Genomic DNA, 20,593 nt, shown 5'->3' on the forward strand with positions numbered 1-20,593 from the left:
AGGCCGTCGCTGCATCACCAGGAACCCGGCCGCGCGGGTGGGCGCAGGGGGCGCGCCGCCCTGGGTAGCGACAGCAAGGGCGCGATTGTGCGGCGCACGGGGTCCCGGTGCCGGTCGCGCGTGCGATAGCCCTGCAGCCAGCAGAGCCTCATGCAGCACATCGGGCGCAGCGCATGCGACTGCTGCTAGCGCTGGGAGCCTGTTGACGATCCAGCGGGGGTCGTCAACAGGCACTCAGTGCGGCGCCCGCTCCATCAGCGCCTGCAGCCGCTCGGCCATGAAGTCGCGCAGCGCCCGCACCAGCGGCGTGAACTGGCTGCGGCTGGGGGCCACCAGGAAGAGCGGCACGGCCTCGGTGGTCCAGCCGGGGCACAGCGGCACCAGGCGCCCGGCGGCCAGGTCGTCGGCCACATCAAAGTACGACTTGTACGCAATGCCCCGGCCCAGCACGGCCCAGCGGCGCACCGCGTCGCCGTCGTTGGCCACGTTGCGGCTGCGCACGCGCACCACCACTTCCTGGCCCGATGCGTCCCAGAAGCGCCAGCGGTCGTGCACGTCCTCGCCCAGCATGAAGCACAGGCCATCGTGCGCAGCCAAGGCGTGGGGCGTATCAGGCGTGCCGTGCGCTGCCAGGTAGGAGGGGGCGGCGCAGAGCACGCGCCGGTGTTCGGCGACCAGCGGCAGCGCCACCAGGCTCGAATCCTGCGGCTTGCCGTAGCGGAAGGCGGCATCCACCGGTTCGCCGTAGACATTGGCCATGCGGTCCGACAGCTGCAGGCGGATGTCGATGCCGGGGTGCAGCGCCTGGAAGGCATCCAGCCAGGGCAGCAGCACATTGCGCCCCAGGTCGGACGGGGCCGCCAGTTGCAGCAGGCCACGCAGCTCGCCCGCCCGGCCGCTGGCGAGCTGGCCCTGCACCTGCTGCAGCGCGGCGAGTGCGGGGCGGCAGTGCTCCAGGAACAGCGCGCCCTCCTGCGTGAGCCGCAGGCTGCGCGTGGAGCGCACGAACAGGGCCACGCCCAGCTCGGCCTCCAGCCGCTTGAGCGCGGCGCTCGTGGCGGCGGGGGTGAGGTCCAGCGCACGGGCCGTGGCCGAAAGGCTGCCGCTGTCCACGGTGCGCACAAAGATGTCGAGGTCTTGCAGGCTTTTCATGGCGAGGGTGGATGGGAAAGGGAAGACGAGGCGATGGAACGACACCACCACCAGGGGCTGATATTCAAATTTTCTTTGAATATTATTTCAATCAACCGTCTATTTAAAAACTACTGCAGAAAGCCCACCATTCACGTCATGTTCCACACCGGCCTGCCGCCGACCCGAGCCCCTGCCATGACCGCCACCCCACACACCGCCACACCCGCCCTGTTCCGCCCCCTGCAGATGGGGCCGCTGGCACTGCCCCACCGCATCGTGATGGCGCCCATGACGCGCGCCCGCAGCAGCCAGCCGGGCGACGTGCCCAACGCGCTCATGGCCGACTACTACGCCCAGCGCGCCAGTGCGGGCCTCATCGTCAGCGAGGCCAGCCAGGTGTCTCGCCAAGGCCAGGGCTACAGCTTCACGCCCGGCATCTACAGCGACGCGCAGGTGCAAGGCTGGCGCCGCGTGACCGAAGCGGTGCACGCCGCGGGCGGGCGCATGGTGCTGCAGCTGTGGCACGTGGGCCGCATGTCGCACGCCAGCTTCCATGCCGATGGGCTGCCCGTGGCGCCCTCGGCCCTGGCCCCGGCGGCACGGGTATGGGTGGCAGGCGAAGACGGCGTGGGCCGCATGCTCGACTGCCCCGTGCCCCGCGCGCTGGAGGCCGCCGAGATTCCTGGCGTGGTGGACGACTTCCGCCGTGCCGCCGCCAACGCCATGCGCGCAGGGTTCGACGGCGTGGAGATCCACGGCGCCAACGGCTATCTCCTTGACCAGTTTCTGCGCACGACCTCCAACCACCGCACCGACGCCTATGGCGGCCCGCTGGAAAACCGCACCCGCTTCGCCCGCGAAGTGGCCGCAGCCGTGGCCAGCGAGGCCGGCGCCGAACGCACGGGCATGCGCCTGGCCCCGTTCATCACGCAGCGCGGCATGGACTGCCCGGAGATCATCCCCACCATCCTGCACCTGGCGCGCGAGCTGGACACGCTGGGCCTGGCCTACATCCACCTGGCAGAGGCCGACTGGGACGACGCCCCCCGCATTCCAGATGAATTCCGCCAGGCTCTACGCACCGCCTTCAGCGGCCGTGTGATGGTGGCGGGCCAGTACACACCCGAACGCGCGCAACAGATCCTCGCGTCCGGCATGGCCGACCTGGTGGCGTTTGGCCGCCCGTTCATTGCCAACCCCGATCTGCCTTCGCGCTATGCCGCCGGGCTGCCACTGGCACCGTTCGATGCGGCCACGCTGTTTGGCGGCGACGCACACGGCTACAGCGACTACGCACCGGCCCATGCGCTGGCTGCGCCGAAGGCCCGGGCTGGCGCGGCTGAAGTGGCCTGAAAACGGCACCACGCGCCCTTCCGGACTCCGCATATCCCCCGCTTCAACTCCCTTTGCACCTCAAGGACCCATCATGAAATCCGTTGGCTACCAAACCGCCCACCCCATCGACCACCCCGAGTCGCTGCTCGACATCACCCTGCCCAACCCGGTGGCCACCGGCCGCGATCTGCTGGTGGAAGTGCACGCCGTTTCGGTCAACCCCGTGGACACGAAAGTGCGCAAAAGCAGCTCGCGCAGCGGCGACGGGCCCGACTACAAGGTGCTGGGCTGGGACGCCAGCGGCATCGTCCGCGCCGTGGGCCCTGATGTGACGCTGTTCCAGCCCGGCGACCGCGTCTGGTACGCGGGCTCCATCGCACGCCAGGGCACCAACAGCGAACTGCACCTGGTGGATGAACGCATCGTGGGCCATGCCCCCCAATCGCTCGACTTTGCCGAAGCCGCCGCGCTGCCGCTGACCACCATCACCGCGTGGGAGCTGCTGTTTGACCGCCTCGGTGTGGCCCCTGGCAAGCAGCCCACCCACAAGACCCTGCTCATCATTGGCGCGAGCGGCGGCGTGGGCTCCATCCTCACGCAGCTGGCGGCGCGGCTCACCAGCCTCACGATCATCGGCACCGCATCGCGCCCCGAAACGCAGCAGTGGGTGCGCGACCTGGGCGCCCACCACGTCATCGACCACAGCCAGCCGCTCACACAAGAGCTGACCCGCATCGGCCACCCCACGGTGGACATCATCGTGAGCCTCACGCAGACCGACGCGCACTTCGACCAGATCGTCGAGGCCATCGCGCCGCAGGGCCAGTTCGCACTGATCGACGACCCCGTCTCACTCGACGTGACGAAATTCAAGCGCAAGTCAGTGTCGGTGCACTGGGAGCTGATGTTCACCCGCGCACTGTTCGGCACCGCCGACATGATCGGCCAGCACCGGCTGCTGACCGAGGTGGCACAGCTGGTGGATGCGGGGCTGATTCGCACGACGCTGGACCAGCGCTTTGGAACGATCAATGCCGAGAATCTGAAGCGCGCGCATGCGCTGATCGAGAGCGGCAAGGCGCGGGGCAAGCTGGTGCTGGAGGGGTGGGCCTGAAGCACTGCGGCCCCCCCAGGGGCGCCGCGTCATCAGTGCAGTGGCTTGTGTATCGGGTTGAAAATACTGTATTTATAAACAGTTATTCAGGTATAAAACGAGGCTCACAACTGAGGAGACCTCCCATGCTGGACCACATGACCTTCCGTGTCACCGACATCGCCCGCACCAAGGCGTTCTACACCGCCGCCCTCGCGCCTTTGGGCTACAGCCTGTGTTTTGAAGGCAACTACGGCTCGAACATGCTGGGCTATGCCTACCCGGCTCCGTCCGAGCCCGACGGCAAGAAGGCGGATGTGTGGTTCATCGACGGCCCCTCGCCCTACGGCGGCCCGCCCGCCACCACGGGCTGCCACCTGGCGTGGCGGGCCACCACGCGGGCCCAGGTCGATGCCTTCTACCGCGCCGCCATCGAAGCCGGGGGCCAAGACAACGGCGCCCCGGGCCTGCGGCCCGACTACCACCCCCACTATTACGGCGCGTTTGTCATCGACCCCGAGGGCAACAACATCGAGGCGGTGTGCCACCTGCCGGAGTAAGAAACACCGCTGCACCCTCCGCAGAGGGCGCGCCGCCAAGCGAGTGCCCCCGTGGAACTGGCTTTGCCAGGCCACCGGGTGCGTCCCCCTGGGGGGAAGCGGCGCAGCCGCTCAGGGGGGTCAGTCGAGTTTCACGCCTGCCGCTTTGATGATCTCGCCCCAGCGCTTGGACTCGGAGCGTGCCATGGCGCGGAACTGCTCGGGCGTGCCGGGCAGGGCTTCCATGCCGAAGTCGGCCATGCGCTTGACCACGGCGGGGTTGAGCAAGGCCTTGTTCAGGTCGCCGTTCAGGCGCGCCGTGATCGCAGCGGGCAGACCGGCGGGCGCCAGGATGCCCTGGAACGCAAACACTTCGGTGTTGGGCACACCGGCTTCTGCCAAGGTGGGCACGTCCGGCAGCGCGGCCACGCGCTTGGCCGAGCCAATGGCCAGCGCACGCACCTTGCCCGAGGTGATGACGGGCAGGCCAGCGGCCAGGTCCAGGAACATGCAGGGCACCTGGCCGCCCATCACGTCCTGCAGCGCGGGCGCGGCGCCGCGGTAGGGAATGTGGGTGAGGAAGGTCTTGGTGCGGTTCTTGAACATCTCCATCGCCAGGTGGTGTGGCGAACCATTGCCGGGCGATGCGTAGTTGAGCTTGCCGGGGTTGGCGCGCGCGTAGGCGAGGAATTCCTTCACCGTCTTGGCTTCAAACGCCGGGTGCACCACCAGCGCCAGCGGAAAGCGGCTGATGCCGCCCACGTAGGTGAAGTCCTTTTCAGGGTTGAACGGCAGCTTGGTGAACAGGTGTTCGTTGTAGGCCAGGATGGCGTTGTCGGCCGACATGAAGGTGTTGCCGTCGGGCTTGGCCGTGGCCACCATCTGGCCGCCGATGTTGGTGGAGGCGCCAGGGCGGTTGTCCACCACGATCTGCTGGCCCAGCGTCTGGCGCATGGCCTCGGCCACGGTGCGGGCCAGCACGTCGGTGCCGCCACCGGCGGGGTACGGCACCACCCAGCGCAGGGGCTGGTCGGGCCAGGCGGATTGGGCGGCGGCCCAGGGCGCGGCGGTAGTAGCGCCTGCGGCGGCCAGGGCGGACAAGAGGGTACGGCGTTGCATGGGGTTGTCTCCTTGATACTATGAATTTGATAGCTGCAAGCGCATGTTCCTCTATCGCATGCAGCCGTTTTTATTCAAATTTTGCTCTGCGGGGCCTCAGGCGGCCGGTGCGGCAATGGCCTGGTCGATGGCACCAAAAATGCTGGCGCCGTCCTTGCCCTTGACCTCGATGCGGATGGTGTCGCCAAACTTCATGAAGTCGGTGCTGGGCTTGCCGTCCTGGATGGTTTCGATGCAGCGCTTTTCGGCGATGCAGCTGTAGCCCTTGGGCCATTCCATGCGGCCGTTCTGCTCCACGCCCTTGTTGCTGACGGTGCCGCTGCCCACGATGGAGCCGGCGCGCACGTTGCGCGTCTTGGCGATGTGGGCAATGAGCTGGCCGAAGTGGAAGGTCATTTCGGGGCCCGCGTCGCACATGCCGACCTTGCGGCCGTTCCAGGTGGACTGCACGGTGAGGTTGACGCGGCCGTGGTCCCAGGCGTCGCCCAGCTCGTCCAGTGTGACGGCCACGGGGCCGAAGGCGGTGGCGGGCTTGCTCTGGAAGAAACCAAAACCCTTGGCCAGCTCGGCCGGGATCAGGTTGCGCAGGCTCACGTCGTTGGCAATCATCACCAGGCGGATGCCGTCCAGCGCCTGGTCGGCATTGGTGCCCATCTTCACGTCGCCAGTGATGACGGCGATCTCGGCCTCGAAGTCGATGCCCATGGCTTCGCTGGGCACCACGACATCGTCGCAGGGGCCGATGAAGTCGTCGCTGCCGCCCTGGTACATCAGGGGGTCGGTGTAGAAGCTTTCGGGCACTTCGGAGTTGCGCGCTTTTCGCACCAGTTCAACGTGGTTGATGTAGGCCGAGCCGTCGGCCCACTGGTAGGCGCGAGGCAGCGGGGCCATGCACTGGGCGGGGTCGAAGGGGAAGGCGTGGCGCGCGCGGCCGCTGTTGAGCTGGTCGTACAGGTCCTGCAGCTGGGGCGAGAGGAAGCCCCAGTCGTCCAGCACCTGCTGCATCTTGCTGGCAATGCCGGTCGCATAATGGGCCGTTCCCAGGTCGCGGGAGACGACAACCAGTTGGCCGTCGCGCGAGCCGTCTTTGTAGGTAGCGAGTTTCATGGTGGCAGGACCTTTGTCTCAAGGGGTTGAAGGTTTCACCCAACACGAATTACGCTTGGGTAAATTGATTTAACTAAACAAAACTCGCAAATTTTAGTGCACATGGACAAAGAACGTGCAGGAATTCAATCGGTCGAGGTGGGTTTTGCCCTGCTGGAGGGGCTGACGCGCTCGCGCGGACCGCTGATGCTCAAGGATGTGGCCGCCTCGGCGGGCATGAGCGCGGCCAAGGCGCACCGGTATCTGGTGAGCTTTCAGCGCCTGGGCCTGGTCACGCAAGACCCCCGCACCGCGCGCTATGACTTGGGCCCGGCCGCACTCAAGCTGGGGCTGGCCTCGCTGACGCGGCTCGATGGCGCGCGCCTGGCCCGCGAACGCATGCCCGCGCTCATGGAAACCATCGGCCACACGCTGGCGCTGGCCGTGTGGGGCAACCACGGCCCCACCATCGTGCACTGGGAGGAATCGCCCCAGGCCGTCACCGCCAACCTGCGCCTGGGCGACGTGATGCCGCTGCTGTCGTCGGCCACGGGCCGGTGTTTTGCGGCCTTCATGTCGCCCGAGGTGGTGGCGCCGCTGCTCAAAGAGGAGCTGGCCCGCGCCGTGAAGATGCGCCGCACCGACCTGCCCGCCACCATGGCCGAAGTGAACGCACTGCTGGCCGAGGTGCGCGAGCGCGGCGCCGCCCGCGTGGTGGACACGCTGCTGCCGGGCATCGTCGCCTTCTGCGCGCCGGTTTTCGATGCCGACGGTCACCTGGAGCTGGGCATCACCACGCTGGGATCCATCGCCACCTTTGACCCCGAATGGGGCGGCGCCATTGATGCACCGCTGCGCGCGGCCGCAGCCCAGCTGTCCAGCGACCTGGGCGCAGGCAGCGCCTGACGGCCCCGTACCCGCACACACAAGCAGCGAGCAGATGCCACGGCGCGCGCTGGTTTTCATCACGGCCCTGGTGCTGGCCCTGCACTGGCTGGTGCTCAGCGGCGTGCCCCTGGCCTGGGACAGCCCTGCACAGCCGTCCAGCCAGGTGTTCAGCACGCGCAGCATCGCGCCCGCACCGCCCCCACCAGCCGTTGCGCCCTCCGGCGTGACCGCCGTCCCCGTTGCCGCACCGCAGCCCCCGGCCCGTAAAAAGGCGCCCTCCCCCAAGCGCCCCCCAGCCCCTGTCGCCGCAGACCGTCCCGAGGCGCCACTGGCGGCCGCCCCTGTCACAGAAGCCGGCGCGCCTGCGGACCCTGGTGCCACAACCCCCGTGGCCAGCGCAACCTCTGACACGCCTGCCAACGACGCCGCCCCGGCGCCCGCGCCTGCGGCATCGGCACCGGCCGCCCCCCCAGAGCCCACGGCTGAAGACGCCCAGCCCGGCACGGGCGTGGACATCCGCCCGCCCGGAGGCACCGGCCGCAGTGCCGGCGCCCCGCCGCCGCCCGTGCGCATGCCTGCCCCCACGCGCCTCGCGTTTGATGTGAGCGGCCAGGCCAAAAAATTCGCCTACAGCGCCCGGGCCGAGCTGCTGTGGCAGCAGGTCGGCAACCGCTACGAGGCGCGCCAGGAGATCAGCGCCTTTCTGGTAGGCACCCGCACGCAGCGCAGCGTGGGCACGGTCACGGAGCAAGGACTGCTGCCCGAGAAGTTCTCCGACAAATCCCGCAGCGAGCAGGCCGCGCATTTTGACTACGACAAGGGCCGCGTCACCTTCAGCGCCAACACGCCCGATGCCGTGGCAGGCCCCGGCGTGCAGGACCGGCTGAGCCTGTTCATCCAGCTGGGCGCGATGCTGGCCGCAGACCCGGGCCGGTTTGTGCCTGGCACCCAGATCACGCTGACCACGGTGAGCGCCCGCAGCGCCGACCGCTGGACCTTCACCGTGGAAGGCCCCGAAACCCTGGACCTGCCCGCCGGGCCCACGCCTGCCCTCAAGCTGCTGCGCCTGCCCCGCAAGGACTACGACCAGAAGGCCGAACTCTGGGTGGCGCCGGGGCTGGGTTATCTGCCCGTGCGCATCAAGCTCACCCAGGCCAACGGCGATTTCGCCGACCTGCTGCTGCGCGCCAGCAGCCCACCCTGAGAACCTGTTCAAAGCACTGCCTCCGATGGCTCGCGCCGCACGGAGTGTTGCGCCCATACGCCATCCGGGCAAAAAACCCCCGCGAACCCGGCGTGCTCCGTTTTTCATGAAATACTGCAACGCAGCAGGGGACTAAAGCCGTGGTTTACCTAAGAACCTGTTCAAAGTCTTTTTGGAGTTGCACAAGTACCTTACCGGGATGGGATGCAAGGCGCCGTGCGCGGCCGATAGCCCATGCTATCGGCAAGCGCCGCAACGCCGCAGACCGCCCGGCAAGGCACTTGCCCGAAGGGTTGGAGTGAAATCGGGCGATTGAACGCCCCGGCTGCTTGCATGGGCACGAGCCCGTGCGGCGCATCCGAAGCTTCCACTCATCCCGATTGCACTCCAATGCAATCTCCAAAAAGACTTTGAACAGGTTCTAAGGCCCTTGAACTCTGCGCACCCGCTGTCATCTGACATCTATATCGACAAGGGGAACACGATGCACATGCTCTACGACTCAGAATCCTTCGTGGTGGTCCATATGCTGCCCGATGCCGTGGAGAAAAAGAGCGCCCAGGTGCTCAACGACACCGCCCCCGCCGTTCCCCAGCTTGCACGCCATGGTTTTGAAATCGTGGACAAGCGCTCCGGCAAAGAGGTCTACCTGGACGGTTCCTGGGCCGAGATGTTCCAGGAACAGATCCTGGCCTGGCAGCGCGACACGCCCACCCAGGAAGAAGTGGAAGACGCACTGGACCGCTACGCGGGCCTGGCGCAGAACCCGGTGGTGGTGCACTGAAAGCTGGAGCATCGAGTCCCGCCCCCGTCGCTCGGGGGCGGCTACCAGCCACTCAAATCTCGATGTGATCGGGACGCAGGCCTTGCACACAACGCGCGTGCATTGCCAGATACGCCGCCTCAATGTCGCTCGCAAACTGTTTTGCGTTGAATAGCGGGGCTTGGTTTTTTTCCGCATCCAGTTTGTCGCGCAGCGCCTGCAACCGGACAGGGTCCTGTGCCAGCGCAATGGCGAGCGCTTCATATTCCTCTGCAGTGTGGGTCACCAACTCCGGCATTCCTACCGCCTGCAGCAGACTGGCGGCCACTCGCGCGGCGAACGATTGGCCTGCCCGCGTCAGGACTGGCAGGTCTGCCCAGAGCGCGTCACTCGCAGTGGTGTGGGCGTTGTACGGCAAGGTATCAAGGAACAGGTCGGCCAAGCGGTGCCGCGCCAAGTGATCGTACAACGGCATGCGCGGCGCAAACACCAGGCGATCACCGGCGACGCCTCTGGACTGCGCCTCAGCGCGCAGGTTGTCCATGACGCTGGCATTGCCTTCGAAGAGCCACAAGACACTGCCCGGCACCGCTTGCAGGATGCGCATCCAGCTGTCGAAAACCGGGGGACGAATCTTGTAATTGTTGTTGAAGCAACAAAATACGAAACCACTGCTTGGAAGCCCCAGTTCCTCACGCGTGAACACCCTGTCACTGATTCTGCGCTTCGCGTCATTGACCTGGTAGCTGTGCGGCAGGTACACCACCTTCTCGGTAAAGAACTCTCTCTCCTTTTCCGGAATGACCACCCTGTCGGCCACGACGTAGTCCATATAAGGCGCCCCTGTCGTTCCCGGATATCCCAGGTAACTGACCTGCACGGGAGCACAGCGATGGGAAAAAATTCCAAAGCGCTGGTCTGTTGTGAAGCCCTTCAGATCGACGGCGATATCTATGCCCAACTCTCTGGACATGCGGGCAACATCAATGTCTCTGTGCTCACGCACGTCGATAAAGTGATCGAAGCTGGCGGCCAGGCGTTCTCGCATTGAGTCCTGGACATTCGGCCCGTAGGAAAACGCGAACCACTCAAAACGCTGCCGGTCGTGCTTTTCAAAAAGCTCCGCCATGAGGAATGCAGTCGCATGGCCGTAAAAATCTGCGGAATAGTAGCCCACGCGGATTTTTTGAGAGGGCGCACGTTGAAAAATGGCGCCCAGAGAATGGTTTTCCGGGAAGTCTGCCGCTACGCGATTGATAGCAGCCTGCATCTGCAATGCGGGGGAGTCAAACAACGACAACGCCACAAAAGGCGGCACATTGTTTTCCCCAGCACGAATACTTTCTTCGCAGCGCTTCAAATCGGCAGACAGCCCGCTCCAGTCGCACGCGTGAACACGGCTGTTCGCAATCCAGCCGAACAAATGCTGGTTGTCCGGCTGCATATCGGACGCCGCCATGAAGTCTGCCAGCGCCTGCGCATGTCTGTTAAATCGTACGTGGAGACCCGCGCGGTTGAAGTACAAGCCAGGCCTGTCCGGGGCCATCCAGATGGCCAAGTCGTATGTGCCAAGCGCGTCGGCAAACTGCCCTGCATCGGTCTGCGCGACGGCCAGCAAGGCCAGGATGTCCAGGTCATCGGGTTGCAGCTCTGCAGCCTTTCGCAATACAGGCACGGCCTGGGCATACTGGGCCAGCGCATGCAATGCCTGCCCCAGATTCTTGTGTGCTGACACCAGCTTCTCGTCCGACTGAATGGCGGCCTGGAAGTGCGGTACCGCCAACGCCCACTGCTCCTTCTGGGCCAGGATCGCGCCCTTGCCGTTGTGGGCTTGGGCGTGTTGAGGTTGCAGCGCGAGCAACTGGTCGAAGCCAGCCAGCGCCTCATCTGCCTGGCCAAGTGCCGCGTGCAGCGTTGCCATGTTCAGCAGCGCATCAACATAGTTGCCATCCAACGCACACGCCCGCTGGTAGCACTCCAAGGCCTCATCCAACCGTTCCAGCGTCCGAAGCGCGGTTCCCTTGTTGTTGTGGGCGGCTGCCATGCGGGGTTGGGTTGCGATGGCCAGATCGTAACTCTGGAGGGCCTCTGGAACCCGCCCCAACTCCACCAGTGTCTTTCCGCGGTTGACATGGGCCTCGGCGAAATCAGCGCGCAGGGCAATGGCACGATCAAAATGCGCCAGCGCCTCCTCGCGCAGTCCCAATGCACCCAAGGCAAGCCCGCGATTGACATGGGGCGCGGGGTCCTTTGGCTGCTGTGCAATCGCTTGCGCCATCAAGTCACATGCAGCCTGGTGGTGCCCCGTCTGGTACGCCAGAACGCCGAGCATGTGCAAGGCGCCAAAATGGCGCGAATTGGCCTGCAGGATGGCGTTGTAAATTTGATTGGCTTGTGCCAACTGCCCCTGCTGGTGCAAACGCAGGGCCTGTTCGAACAATGCCGATTGCTGGGTCTGAAGACTCTGTGGAGGGCGGCCGCCCAAGTTGTACTTGATGCTCATGTTCAGGATATGCAGCCGTCCAGGGCCGCGCGCAAGATGGTTGTATGGGCGAACGCATCGCCATGGACCCTGATTGTGCGGGAGGCCGTGGCCCCACCCACCACAATCGGCCGCTGCGAGGCATCAGGTCCCGGGAGGCGGGTAAATTTTTCGGTACAGCGGGTCCACCAGCATCAGCACCGCAATCAGCCGGCACACCTGGAACGCCGTCACCACGGGCACCCCCAGCTGCAGCACCTTGGCCGTGATGGCCATCTCGGTGATGCCGCCGGGCGAAGTGCCCAGCAGCAAGGTGACCCAGGGCAGCCCCGTCGCCCAGGCCAAGGCGCCGGCAAACAGTGCACACACGCCCATCAGCGCCACCGTGCCCAGCGCCACCGACGCCAGCCAACGCGGCGCAGTGTGCAAGAACTCCGCGCGAAACCGCACGCCCAGGCTCACCCCGATCACGAGCTGCGCTGCGTTGACCATGCCCTGGGGCACCGCCGACAGGCTCTGGCCCGCCATGGTCAGGCCCATGGACACCAGCATCGCCCCCATGAACCACGGGTTGGCGCGGCCCAGCCGGTCCATCAGCAGCGCCCCTGCACCGGTCAGCAGCGCCATCAGCGCCAGCCCCGACCAGTTCACCACCCGCAGCGTGGGCGGCAGGATATCGAGGCCGTGCAGGCCGCTGAACTGCAGCGCGAACGGAATGGTCACCGTAACGATCAGCAGCCGCAGGCTGTGGCTGGCGGCCACCAGGTCAGTGCGTGCGTTTTCGCGCTCGGACAACAAGGTCATCTCGGACGCCGCTCCAATCGCGCCCGCAAAGTAGCTGGTGGCGCGCAGCATCGGTGCAGGAACACCGTGCATGCGGGGCGCATGCACGCGGTAAAGCCACGCACCAAACAGCCAGCCCAGGAACAGCGCCCACGCAATGCCCAGCACGATGGCCCACCACAGGCCGCCGATCAGAGCGACCACCTGGGGCGTGAAATACAGGCCCAGCGCGGCGCCAATGGTCCATTGCCCGGCGTTGCGCAGCGGGCCCCAGCTTTCGGTGGGGCCGCCGGCCATCGACACGACAGAAGTGGCCAGCAGTGGGCCGATCATCCAGGGCAGCGGGGTCTGCAGGGCCACACAGGCGGCGGCAGCGGCCCACGCCAAGGCCAGGGTGGCCAGGGTGCGAACAATAAAGAGGGGGCGCATACGGGAAACGGCAGGCAGGCAAGCAAACAGGCGCGGCGGGGCGCGCGCGCAACCCCGCAGTATCGCGCGAGCCACCGCCCCTGCAGCCGCCAAGGCGCTGCCCAGACGGAACGGCTGGCATCGCCACCGGGCAACGGCCGCTTGGCACCGGGCGCCAAGCAGTCCCTGGGGGCAGCAGGCGCCAAATTTCAGCCCTAGCGGCCTCTTGCGCTAGTCGAATATGCGCTTGAAGCTATATTTTTGATAGCAATCAGATCGCACCCCGCCGCGCAGCCATCTCCTGCCCCATCGCCGCAAAGGACGCGGGCGGCAGCAAAGCGGCAGCAGCAGGGTAGGCCACGCCTTCTTCGGCGGCGATGTGGGCGTCGTACCGCATGGCAAAACGGTCCAGCGCGGCCTCGTCCTGGGGCGTGAAGCCGGTGGCGCTTTCATCCAGCAACGCTTGCAGCCCGGGCCGGGCCGCTGCCCAGTCGGTGGTCATGGCCACGTGGTCGTGCTGCAGGCGCGTGACCAGCGCCCGGACCTCGGGCGTGGCCTGGGCGAGCAGCAGGGGGAACACATGCAGTTCTTCGTCCTGGTGGTGCAGCGGTGCGGCGATGTCGAAATAACGCAGCACATCCCGCGCGGCCTGGCGGGCATCGTTGTCAACGCCCTGCTTTCGCACATGCTCACGCAAGCGGCCCAGCAAACCCAGCGTGCGTTGCACGCGCTCGTGGCAGGCCTCCAGCATGGCAAAAGGCTGCTCAAAGCCCACGGCCGGTGCGCTGAAGCCGGGCAGATGCCTTGGCGCGGCAGCAGATACGGGTGCGGATGCGGATGCGGACGCAGGTACGGACGCCTGTGCCATGGCAGGCCTCAGCCAAACCGCACAGGGTGGCCCTGGCGGTCAAACGGAATGAACGCCCCATGCGCCCCACCCTTGATCGCATCCACCATGCGCTGCAAGGGCGTCTCGGCATCGGCGCTGCTGGGCGCCTGGTTCAGCGTGCCGGACATCGCCGCCGCAAACACGATGGCCCAGTCGTGGCCCGGGGCGGTGAACTGGCGGGCCTCGGTCGCCAGTGCGTCGAACGATGCCAGTTCCTGCGGCGTCTTGTCCACACACATCAGAGGCACCAGGGCACCGCCCTGCCCGGCCTCGAAGCGCGCGCGCTGCGCGGGGGTGGCGTCGTCGGGCAGCTCCACCGCCGCGAAGACGAACAGCAGGCGCTGCGGCTCGGGTTGCATGCGCGCAGCCTGCAGCAGGTCGTCAAAACTGGAAATATCCATGAAAAGGTCTCGCAATCAATGAAAGGTGGGAGCCACCAGCGCGCTTCAAAATCCAGGCACCACGCCCCGCTTGGCATCCAGTGTGCTCACATAGGCGCCTGCCGCAGGGCGTGCGCGCACCGCCTTGCGCGACAACACGGTGCCGATGCTGATGAAACACAAGGCCTGCTCGGAGGCCGCCAGTTGAAACAAGGCCCGCAGGCTCGGCGCCTTCAGCGCCTTGCCGCTGGTCAGTGCCGAACCGTAGCCTTGCGCGGTGGCCATCAGCAGCATGTTCTGCACGGCACAGCCGGCAGAGACGGTGCGCTCGGCCAGATCAATCTCGGCGTCGCCCCGCTCGGCATCCACCACCGCCAACAGCAACACCGGGGAGCGGTACGCCTTCTCGCGTGCCTGCTCGGTCTGCTCGGGGGTGGCGGCAGAGTCGCGCTCCAGCAGGGCCTGCGCAAACACATCGGCCAGCGGCGGACGCGCGGCCTGCGGCACCAGGATGAAGCGCCAGGGCAGCAGCTGGCCATGGTCTGGCGCGTGGGCTGCGGCCTGGAGGATCTGCGCCAGCTCGGCCGCATTGGGGCCTGGCCCGCCCAGGCGCTTGGGCAGAATGGTCTGGCGTGACTGGATCAACGCCGCCGCCAGCCCGGCCACATCGTCAGGCGCACTGGCCCGCGCCGCAGCAGGCTGCGCGCGAGACGAAGGGTTCAACGGCCAGGGAATGACAGACATGGGGAATCCTTCCAATGCTTACCGTGTGTCCCGGGAAGGCCGATGCGGGACCCGACCATTCATCCACAGCTCCCCAGGTGCCCACACTGCGTGCAGTAGTCGCAGCCGTCCTTGCGGATGACCGCATGGGCGCCACATTCGCTGCACTTCTTGCCCGCCATGGCCTGGGGCACGGCCACGGGCAGCGGGGCGGGCTCGTCCAGCGGCAGTTGCTGCTGCACCGGGTCGGCCACGCGGCGCGCCAGGATGTTCTGGATGGCATAGGCCATGGCCGCCACTTCGGAGTCGTGCCACATGGGCACCAGCGTGCCGTCGTCCTTGCGGTGGGTGCCCAGGCGCACCGGGCCGCGGTCCCAGGCGACCTTGCGCATGTCCGACAGCGCCCGCTCCAGAAAACCGCCACGCGCTGCGAGCGACAGCATGCGCATGCTGGACGTGATCCACTGCTGCGACTCGCCGCTCTGGCCCACCGGCATGAAGAACTCGATGGCGCGGTCCACCGTACCGTTGCCCACGCCCGTTGGCACGGGCAGGAAGGACACGATGAGGTACAGGGTCTTGTGGCCTTCCTGTGTCCAGTACTCAAGCTTCTCAGCCACCGCCGAAAGGCCCCCTTGCGGACGGCTTTCGATCACGGTGCGCATGGGGTCCACCGGGGGTGCGGGTGGCGCCACAGGCGCCGCAGCGGGCGCAGGCGCAGGTTCCGCATGGGTTTCGAGCACCGAACCCAGAATACTGTTGGGCCGGTAGGTGGCCAGGCCCTTGAGCTTGGCGCGCCAGGCCTGCAGGTACAGGTCCTTGAACCCTTCGTAGGGGTAGTCCGCGGGAATGTTCACGGTCTTGGAGATGGCCGTGTCCACAAAAGGCTGCACGGCTTCCATCATGGCGATGTGGCCTTCGGCCGGCATGGCCAGGGCCGAGACGAAGTAGTCCGGCAACGCCTCCACATCCCCGCCCAGCTCGCGGTACAGGCGCCAGGCATGGTCTTCCACCGCGTATTCGGTGGTGCTGCCGTCGGACTCGCGCTTCTTGCGCTTGTACATCCACGAGAACGGCGGCTCGATGCCATTGGAGGCATTGTCGGCAAAGGCCAGGCTCACGGTGCCCGTGGGCGCGATGGACAACAGGTGGCTGTTGCGGATGCCGTGCTGGTGGATCGCGGCCTTGAGCGATTCGGGCAGCCGGCTCGCAAACGTGCCTTCCGCCAGGTAGCCCCGCGCATCGAACTTTGGAAACGCACCTTTCTCGCGCGCCAGATCCACCGACGCGGCATACGCGGCGTCGCGCATGTACTCGGCAATGCGTGCCGCCATCGTGCGACCCTCGGGCAAGTCGTAGCGCAGGCACAGCATGGCCAGCGTGTTGCCCATGCCGGTAAAGCCCACGCCAATACGGCGCTTGGCCATGGCCTCGTCGCGCTGCTGCGGCAGCGGCCAGTAGGTCACATCGAGCACGTTGTCGAGTGCGCGCACCTGCAGTGCCACGGCCTGGGTGAATGCGTCAAAGTCAAACGCGGCCACACCGCCAAAACCAAAGGGGTGGCGCACAAAGCGGGTGAGGATGATGGGGCCCAGGTCACAGCAGCCATAGGACGGCAGCGGCTGCTCTCCGCAGGGGTTGGTCGCCGCAATGTCTTCGCAGTAGTGCAGGTTGTTGTCTTCGTTGATGCGCCCCAGGAACAGGATGCCAGGCTCGGCAAAGTCGTAGGCCGACTTCATGATCGTGTCCCACAGCTCGCGCGCGGCCACGGTGGCGTAGACCCACAGGCCATCGGCGCGCTGGCGAGCGCCCTGGGCCAGCAGTGCGGTGCCGGGGCGGGCCTTGTGCACCAGCTCCCACGGTGCGTTGTTCTGCACGGCCTGGATGAACTCGTCCGACACCCCCACCGACACATTGAAATTGTTCCAGCGGCCTGGCGTGCGCTTGGCGGTGATGAACTCGTGCACATCGGGGTGGTCGATGCGCAGCACGCCCATCTGCGCACCCCGGCGTGCGCCAGCGCTCTCCACGGTGGAGCAGGACTGGTCGAACACGTTCATGTAGCTGCACGGCCCCGATGCCATGGAGGCGGTGGCCTTCACCTGTGCGCCCTTGGGGCGGATGCGGGAGAAGTCGTAGCCCACGCCCCCGCCACGGCGCATGGTCTCGGCCGCCTCGCGCAGCGCTTCGTAGATGCCCGGAAAGCCTTCGTCATCCACGCCCTGGATGCAGTCACCCACGGGCTGCACAAAGCAGTTGATGAGGGTGGCCTGGATGTCGGTGCCCGCTGCGCTCATGATGCGGCCTGCGCCGATGGCGCCCGCCTTCAGGTTGGCGAGGAACAGGGCCTCGTACTTTGCGCGCAGCTCGGGTTTTTCGACCGAGGCCAGGGCCCGTGCCACGCGCTGGTACAGCTCGTCGGCCGTGGTTTCGCCGGGTTTGAGGTATTTCTCCCGCAGCACATCCAGGCTGATGGGCTGCAGGGACGAGGTGGGGTTGAGTGGGGGCTGGGGTTCGCGTTTCATGGGGGCCGATGATTTGGGTTTCAGGCTGAAACGGGGTTGCGTTCCGTCAAGGAGCGCTCATTCCACTCCGAATGCAGCGCCATGGCAAGTCAGTGGCCGCTCACTCGTCCACCAGCACCTGCCCATCATGCTCCACGTAGGGCTGGTAGGGGCCGGTGCCGCTGTGGTCCGACTGCGAAGCGGGCACAAATCCACCGGTCTGGACATCGAACACATGCACTTCGCCGTCCTCGATCACATAGTGCCAACCGTGCAGGCTGATCTGGCCCGACTGCACCCGGCTGCGCACCATGGGGTACTCCATGAGGCGCTCCAGCTGCAGCACCACCGCGCGCTGCTCGGTGCGGCGCAATACCTCGGGACCCGGCTGCATGGGCAACAGGGCCTCGCGCCCCAGGTCCAGCCAGCGGTTCAGGTTGGGTGCTTCGGGCGAGACCTCACCATACATCGCCTTGATGGCCCCACAGTGACTGTGGCCGCACACCACGATGCGGCGCACCTGGAGGTTGAGCACAGCAAACTCGATGGCCGCCGTGGTGCCATGGTGGCCATGCGACCCGTCGTACGGCGGGATGAACGCCCCCACATTGCGCACTAGAAACAGCTCGCCCGGCCCCGCACCAGTCAGCAGATAGGGCACCAGGCGGGAGTCGGAACACCCGATGAACAAGGTGGTGGGATGCTGCCCTTCGTCCACCAGCGCCTGGAACTGCTGGCGATACTGGGGGAAAGCGTCGTCATGGAAGCGGCGCAAGCGGTCCAGCAACTCGTCGGGCATGGGCAGGCAATCAGATATCGGTGGTGTGTGGAGCAACTACTGTACGAGCGGTGTGTCGGCCGCGTCCAGCGCCACCCCTTCGACCACGGCGGCGCCCGCCAGCAGCTGCAAATATTGGCGCAGCGCATTCACCCAGGCCTGCTGGCGCAGGGTGAGCGCAATGGCTTGGCGCACCTCTTCGAACGAGGGCTGTTGCCCCGGGTCACGCGCCACCACCTCCACCACATGCAGACCAAAGCGGCTGTGCACCAGGCGTGCCAGCACGCCGATCTCGGCGCCGCCAAACACCTCGCGCGCGAACTCGGGGGCGCATTCGGCGCGGGTCAGCCAGCCCAGGTCACCGCCCTGCTGACCACTGGGGCAGTTGGACCACTGGGCGGCGGCCTTGGCGAACTGTGCACCGCCATCGTCGGCGCAGCGCAGCTCGATCAGCAAGGCCTCGGCCCGCAGGCGCAGCTGCTTCACATCCACGCCCGGTGTCACCGCAAACAGCACATGGCGCAGTTGCGCACGCTCCCCCTGGGCATGGGCCGCAGGGTGGGCCTCGTGGTAGCGGCGGCAGGCTTCTTCTGAAGGATCAGGGAGGTCCAGCTCGCGCTCCAGCAACTGCTCAATGGCATCGGAGGCCTGGACGCTGATGGCCCCCTCGACGCCCAGCACATCGCTCGCGGGCAGCAGACCCGCTTGTTGCGCCGCCTGACGCAGCAGCTCGGTGCACGCACGCTGGCGCAGGGCCTCTTCGTCCAGCGACTCGTGCGGGGCATTGAGGGCCACGCCATTGACGCGTGCCACCTCGGCTGCCACCAAGCCCCTGCCCCCCAAGGCGCCGGCTTGTGGTGCCAGGGTGGCTTGCAGAGGCACATCGTCCATCGTTGCGACCAGGGCCTCGTAGGCCGCAGCCTGCGTCGGGGTCAGCGTGCTGGCAGGTGCTGCCGCCACGCCGCTGTCAGTGGAGCCGCATCCGCAGCTCCCGGTTCCACATCCGCTCATGGTGTGCTCCTTGATAGTCGGTGGATTTCAGGCGCGGCGGTCTTGCGACTGCATGTGGCCTGGGGGCAGGTTCAAGCGGCGCGCACGCACCACCTGGTAGGGGCGCAGCACATAGGCCAGCGTGCCAAAGCCACTCCACACATGCACCAGACGGGTGAAGGGGAAGATCAGGAAGATGCTCATGCCCAGGAACATGTGGGCCTTGAAAATCCAGCCCGCCTCGGCCAGCAGCTCCACCCCGCCACTGCGGAAGGTCACCACCCGTTGCCCCCACTCGGCCAGCTTCATCATCATGGAGCCATCCAGATGCTGCGCCGACAGCGGAATTGTGGCCAGGCCCAGTGCCAGTTGCAGCCACAGCAGCACCAGAATCAGGATGTCGCTGGTCTTGGACGTGGCGCGGATGCGAGGGTCCGACAGGCGGCGGTGCAGCAGGATGGACAGGCCGATGAAGCCCAGCGTGCCCGCGATCCCGCCGGAGACCATGGCCATGAGCTGCTTGGCGCCCGCACTCATGAAATGCTCGTACACAAAGTGCGGCGTGAGCATGCCCACCGTGTGGCCGAAGAACAGGAACAGCACGCCGATGTGGAACAGGTTGCTGCCCCAGCGCAGGCTGCCGGTGCGCAGCAGCTGCGACGAATCACTCTTCCAAGTGTACTGGTCACGGTCAAACCGCGCCCAGCTGCCGATGAAGAACACGGCCAGGCAAATGTACGGATAGATGCCAAACAGCAGGGTGTCAAGCCAGGTGGTCATGCTGAGACTCCTTCGGGTGCCCGCTCGGCGCGGGGGGTACGAACAAAATGCAGGGGCTGCGGCTGGTCGGGCTTGGACTGGCCCTGGGTGCTGCAACCGCCAAACGCTTCGGGCTCGGCCCAGACCTCGTCCATGGGCGGCTCGGGCGTGAGCGCCACCGACTGCACACGCTGGCCCGAGACTTCGAGCACGGCGGCGATCACGCTGGCGTAGGGACTGTTGCGCGCCACGAGGGCGCTGAACAGCGCATTGAGGATGTGGGCCATTTCGCCCAGAAAATCCCTGGCCACTTCGGGCGGCTGGGTAGAGGCGAACTCCAGCACCACCGGCAGGTGGTCGGGCAGCTCCTCGGCCTGGAACTGCAGGCCTGCCTTCTCGTAGGTCTGCAACAGGTCGATGAGCGCCGGGCCCCGGTCACGCGAGTCGCCGTGCACATGCTCGAACAGGTGCAGCGAGGTCTGGCGGCCGCGATCAAAGTTGTCCACGTAGCGGGCTTCGGCTTCCAGCGGGTCGAGTGCAGCCAGGTGCTCGCACACCGCCTTCAACTCCTCCATGCGCTCGGCCGTCAGGGCTTGCTCGGCCTGCAGGGCGTCGATGAGCTGTGGCATCACGCTGCGCAGCTGCGCATCGGGGTAGCTCAGCAGGTAGCCCAGGGCGCGCAGGGTCAGGCGCACGGAGGTCGGGTTCTTCTTGAACATGGTGATTCCTTCCGTGT

The 20,593-nt window shown here is 66.4% G+C and carries 19 protein-coding genes; 6 read left to right on the forward strand and 13 right to left on the reverse strand.

The window, feature by feature from the left end; genetic code table 11:
• Positions 1-234: 234 nt before the first annotated feature.
• A complete protein-coding gene (locus ASD75_RS11500) occupies positions 235-1,152 on the reverse strand; it encodes a LysR family transcriptional regulator (protein WP_056745750.1) in 918 nt (305 codons plus the stop codon).
• Positions 1,153-1,329: 177 nt separating this feature from the next.
• On the opposite strand from ASD75_RS11500, the gene ASD75_RS11505 reads away from it, so the two are divergent.
• From ASD75_RS11505 to ASD75_RS11515, 3 genes are all read left to right on the forward strand, one after another.
• On the forward strand, positions 1,330-2,487 hold the full coding sequence (locus ASD75_RS11505) for an alkene reductase (RefSeq protein WP_056745921.1): 1,158 nt from the start codon (positions 1,330-1,332) through the stop codon (positions 2,485-2,487).
• 73 nt (positions 2,488-2,560) lie between these two features.
• Positions 2,561-3,583 (forward strand): zinc-binding alcohol dehydrogenase family protein, encoded by a 1,023-nt coding sequence (locus ASD75_RS11510; RefSeq protein ID WP_056745752.1) that lies wholly within the window; start codon positions 2,561-2,563, stop codon positions 3,581-3,583.
• 125 nt (positions 3,584-3,708) lie between these two features.
• Positions 3,709-4,122: a VOC family protein gene (locus ASD75_RS11515; RefSeq protein ID WP_056745754.1), complete on the forward strand. Its 414-nt coding sequence runs from the start codon at positions 3,709-3,711 to the stop codon at positions 4,120-4,122.
• A 120-nt stretch (positions 4,123-4,242) separates the two neighbouring features.
• Here ASD75_RS11515 and ASD75_RS11520 read toward each other — a convergent pair whose 3' ends face one another.
• Positions 4,243-5,220, reverse strand: coding sequence for a tripartite tricarboxylate transporter substrate binding protein (locus tag ASD75_RS11520; protein ID WP_056745756.1), 978 nt, complete (start codon positions 5,218-5,220; stop codon positions 4,243-4,245).
• A 96-nt stretch (positions 5,221-5,316) separates the two neighbouring features.
• The gene (locus ASD75_RS11525) at positions 5,317-6,327 is read right to left on the reverse strand and encodes a fumarylacetoacetate hydrolase family protein (protein ID WP_056745757.1); all 1,011 of its coding nucleotides are present in this window, start codon (positions 6,325-6,327) and stop codon (positions 5,317-5,319) included.
• Between the two features lie 102 nt (positions 6,328-6,429).
• On the opposite strand from ASD75_RS11525, the gene ASD75_RS11530 reads away from it, so the two are divergent.
• The 3 genes from ASD75_RS11530 (at position 6,430) to ASD75_RS11540 (ending at position 9,182) form a co-directional block, all read left to right on the forward strand.
• A complete protein-coding gene (locus ASD75_RS11530) occupies positions 6,430-7,212 on the forward strand; it encodes an IclR family transcriptional regulator (RefSeq protein ID WP_056745760.1) in 783 nt (260 codons plus the stop codon).
• A gap of 34 nt (positions 7,213-7,246) precedes the next feature.
• On the forward strand, positions 7,247-8,398 hold the full coding sequence (locus tag ASD75_RS11535; protein ID WP_056745761.1) for a DUF3108 domain-containing protein: 1,152 nt from the start codon (positions 7,247-7,249) through the stop codon (positions 8,396-8,398).
• 484 nt (positions 8,399-8,882) lie between these two features.
• The gene (locus tag ASD75_RS11540; protein ID WP_055392879.1) at positions 8,883-9,182 is read left to right on the forward strand and encodes a DUF3567 domain-containing protein; all 300 of its coding nucleotides are present in this window, start codon (positions 8,883-8,885) and stop codon (positions 9,180-9,182) included.
• Positions 9,183-9,234: 52 nt separating this feature from the next.
• Here ASD75_RS11540 and ASD75_RS11545 read toward each other — a convergent pair whose 3' ends face one another.
• The 10 genes from ASD75_RS11545 to narJ all read right to left on the reverse strand — a co-directional run bounded on the left by ASD75_RS11545 (position 9,235) and on the right by narJ (position 20,576).
• Positions 9,235-11,664, reverse strand: a complete 2,430-nt coding sequence (locus ASD75_RS11545; protein ID WP_056745763.1) for a tetratricopeptide repeat protein — start codon at positions 11,662-11,664, stop codon at positions 9,235-9,237.
• Positions 11,665-11,787: 123 nt separating this feature from the next.
• The gene (locus tag ASD75_RS11550) at positions 11,788-12,855 is read right to left on the reverse strand and encodes an AbrB family transcriptional regulator (RefSeq protein WP_056745765.1); all 1,068 of its coding nucleotides are present in this window, start codon (positions 12,853-12,855) and stop codon (positions 11,788-11,790) included.
• Positions 12,856-13,105: 250 nt separating this feature from the next.
• Positions 13,106-13,585, reverse strand: coding sequence for a hemerythrin domain-containing protein (locus ASD75_RS11555; RefSeq protein ID WP_225581135.1), 480 nt, complete (start codon positions 13,583-13,585; stop codon positions 13,106-13,108).
• A gap of 125 nt (positions 13,586-13,710) precedes the next feature.
• Positions 13,711-14,124, reverse strand: coding sequence for a hypothetical protein (locus tag ASD75_RS11560; protein ID WP_056745769.1), 414 nt, complete (start codon positions 14,122-14,124; stop codon positions 13,711-13,713).
• A gap of 45 nt (positions 14,125-14,169) precedes the next feature.
• Positions 14,170-14,847: a nitroreductase gene (locus tag ASD75_RS11565; protein WP_200947586.1), complete on the reverse strand. Its 678-nt coding sequence runs from the start codon at positions 14,845-14,847 to the stop codon at positions 14,170-14,172.
• Positions 14,848-14,906: 59 nt separating this feature from the next.
• Positions 14,907-17,351, reverse strand: coding sequence for an adenosylcobalamin-dependent ribonucleoside-diphosphate reductase (locus ASD75_RS11570; RefSeq protein WP_056745771.1), 2,445 nt, complete (start codon positions 17,349-17,351; stop codon positions 14,907-14,909).
• Between the two features lie 100 nt (positions 17,352-17,451).
• Positions 17,452-18,129 (reverse strand): carbonic anhydrase, encoded by a 678-nt coding sequence (locus tag ASD75_RS11575; RefSeq protein ID WP_015012284.1) that lies wholly within the window; start codon positions 18,127-18,129, stop codon positions 17,452-17,454.
• A gap of 36 nt (positions 18,130-18,165) precedes the next feature.
• Complete coding sequence (locus ASD75_RS11580; protein ID WP_056745925.1) at positions 18,166-18,999, reverse strand: peptidylprolyl isomerase; 834 nt, start codon at positions 18,997-18,999, stop codon at positions 18,166-18,168.
• A gap of 147 nt (positions 19,000-19,146) precedes the next feature.
• Positions 19,147-19,878, reverse strand: coding sequence for a respiratory nitrate reductase subunit gamma (gene narI, locus ASD75_RS11585; protein WP_056059835.1), 732 nt, complete (start codon positions 19,876-19,878; stop codon positions 19,147-19,149).
• Positions 19,875-20,576 carry a nitrate reductase molybdenum cofactor assembly chaperone gene (gene narJ, locus ASD75_RS11590; RefSeq protein ID WP_056059837.1) on the reverse strand — a complete coding sequence of 234 codons (702 nt, stop codon included), beginning with the start codon at positions 20,574-20,576 and terminating at the stop codon, positions 19,875-19,877. Before narJ ends, narI begins: the two co-directional genes overlap by 4 nt.
• Positions 20,577-20,593: the final 17 nt, after the last annotated feature.

Origin of the sequence: Acidovorax sp. Root568 (assembly GCF_001427445.1) — a bacterium.
Lineage (GTDB): Bacteria > Pseudomonadota > Gammaproteobacteria > Burkholderiales > Burkholderiaceae_C > Acidovorax > Acidovorax delafieldii.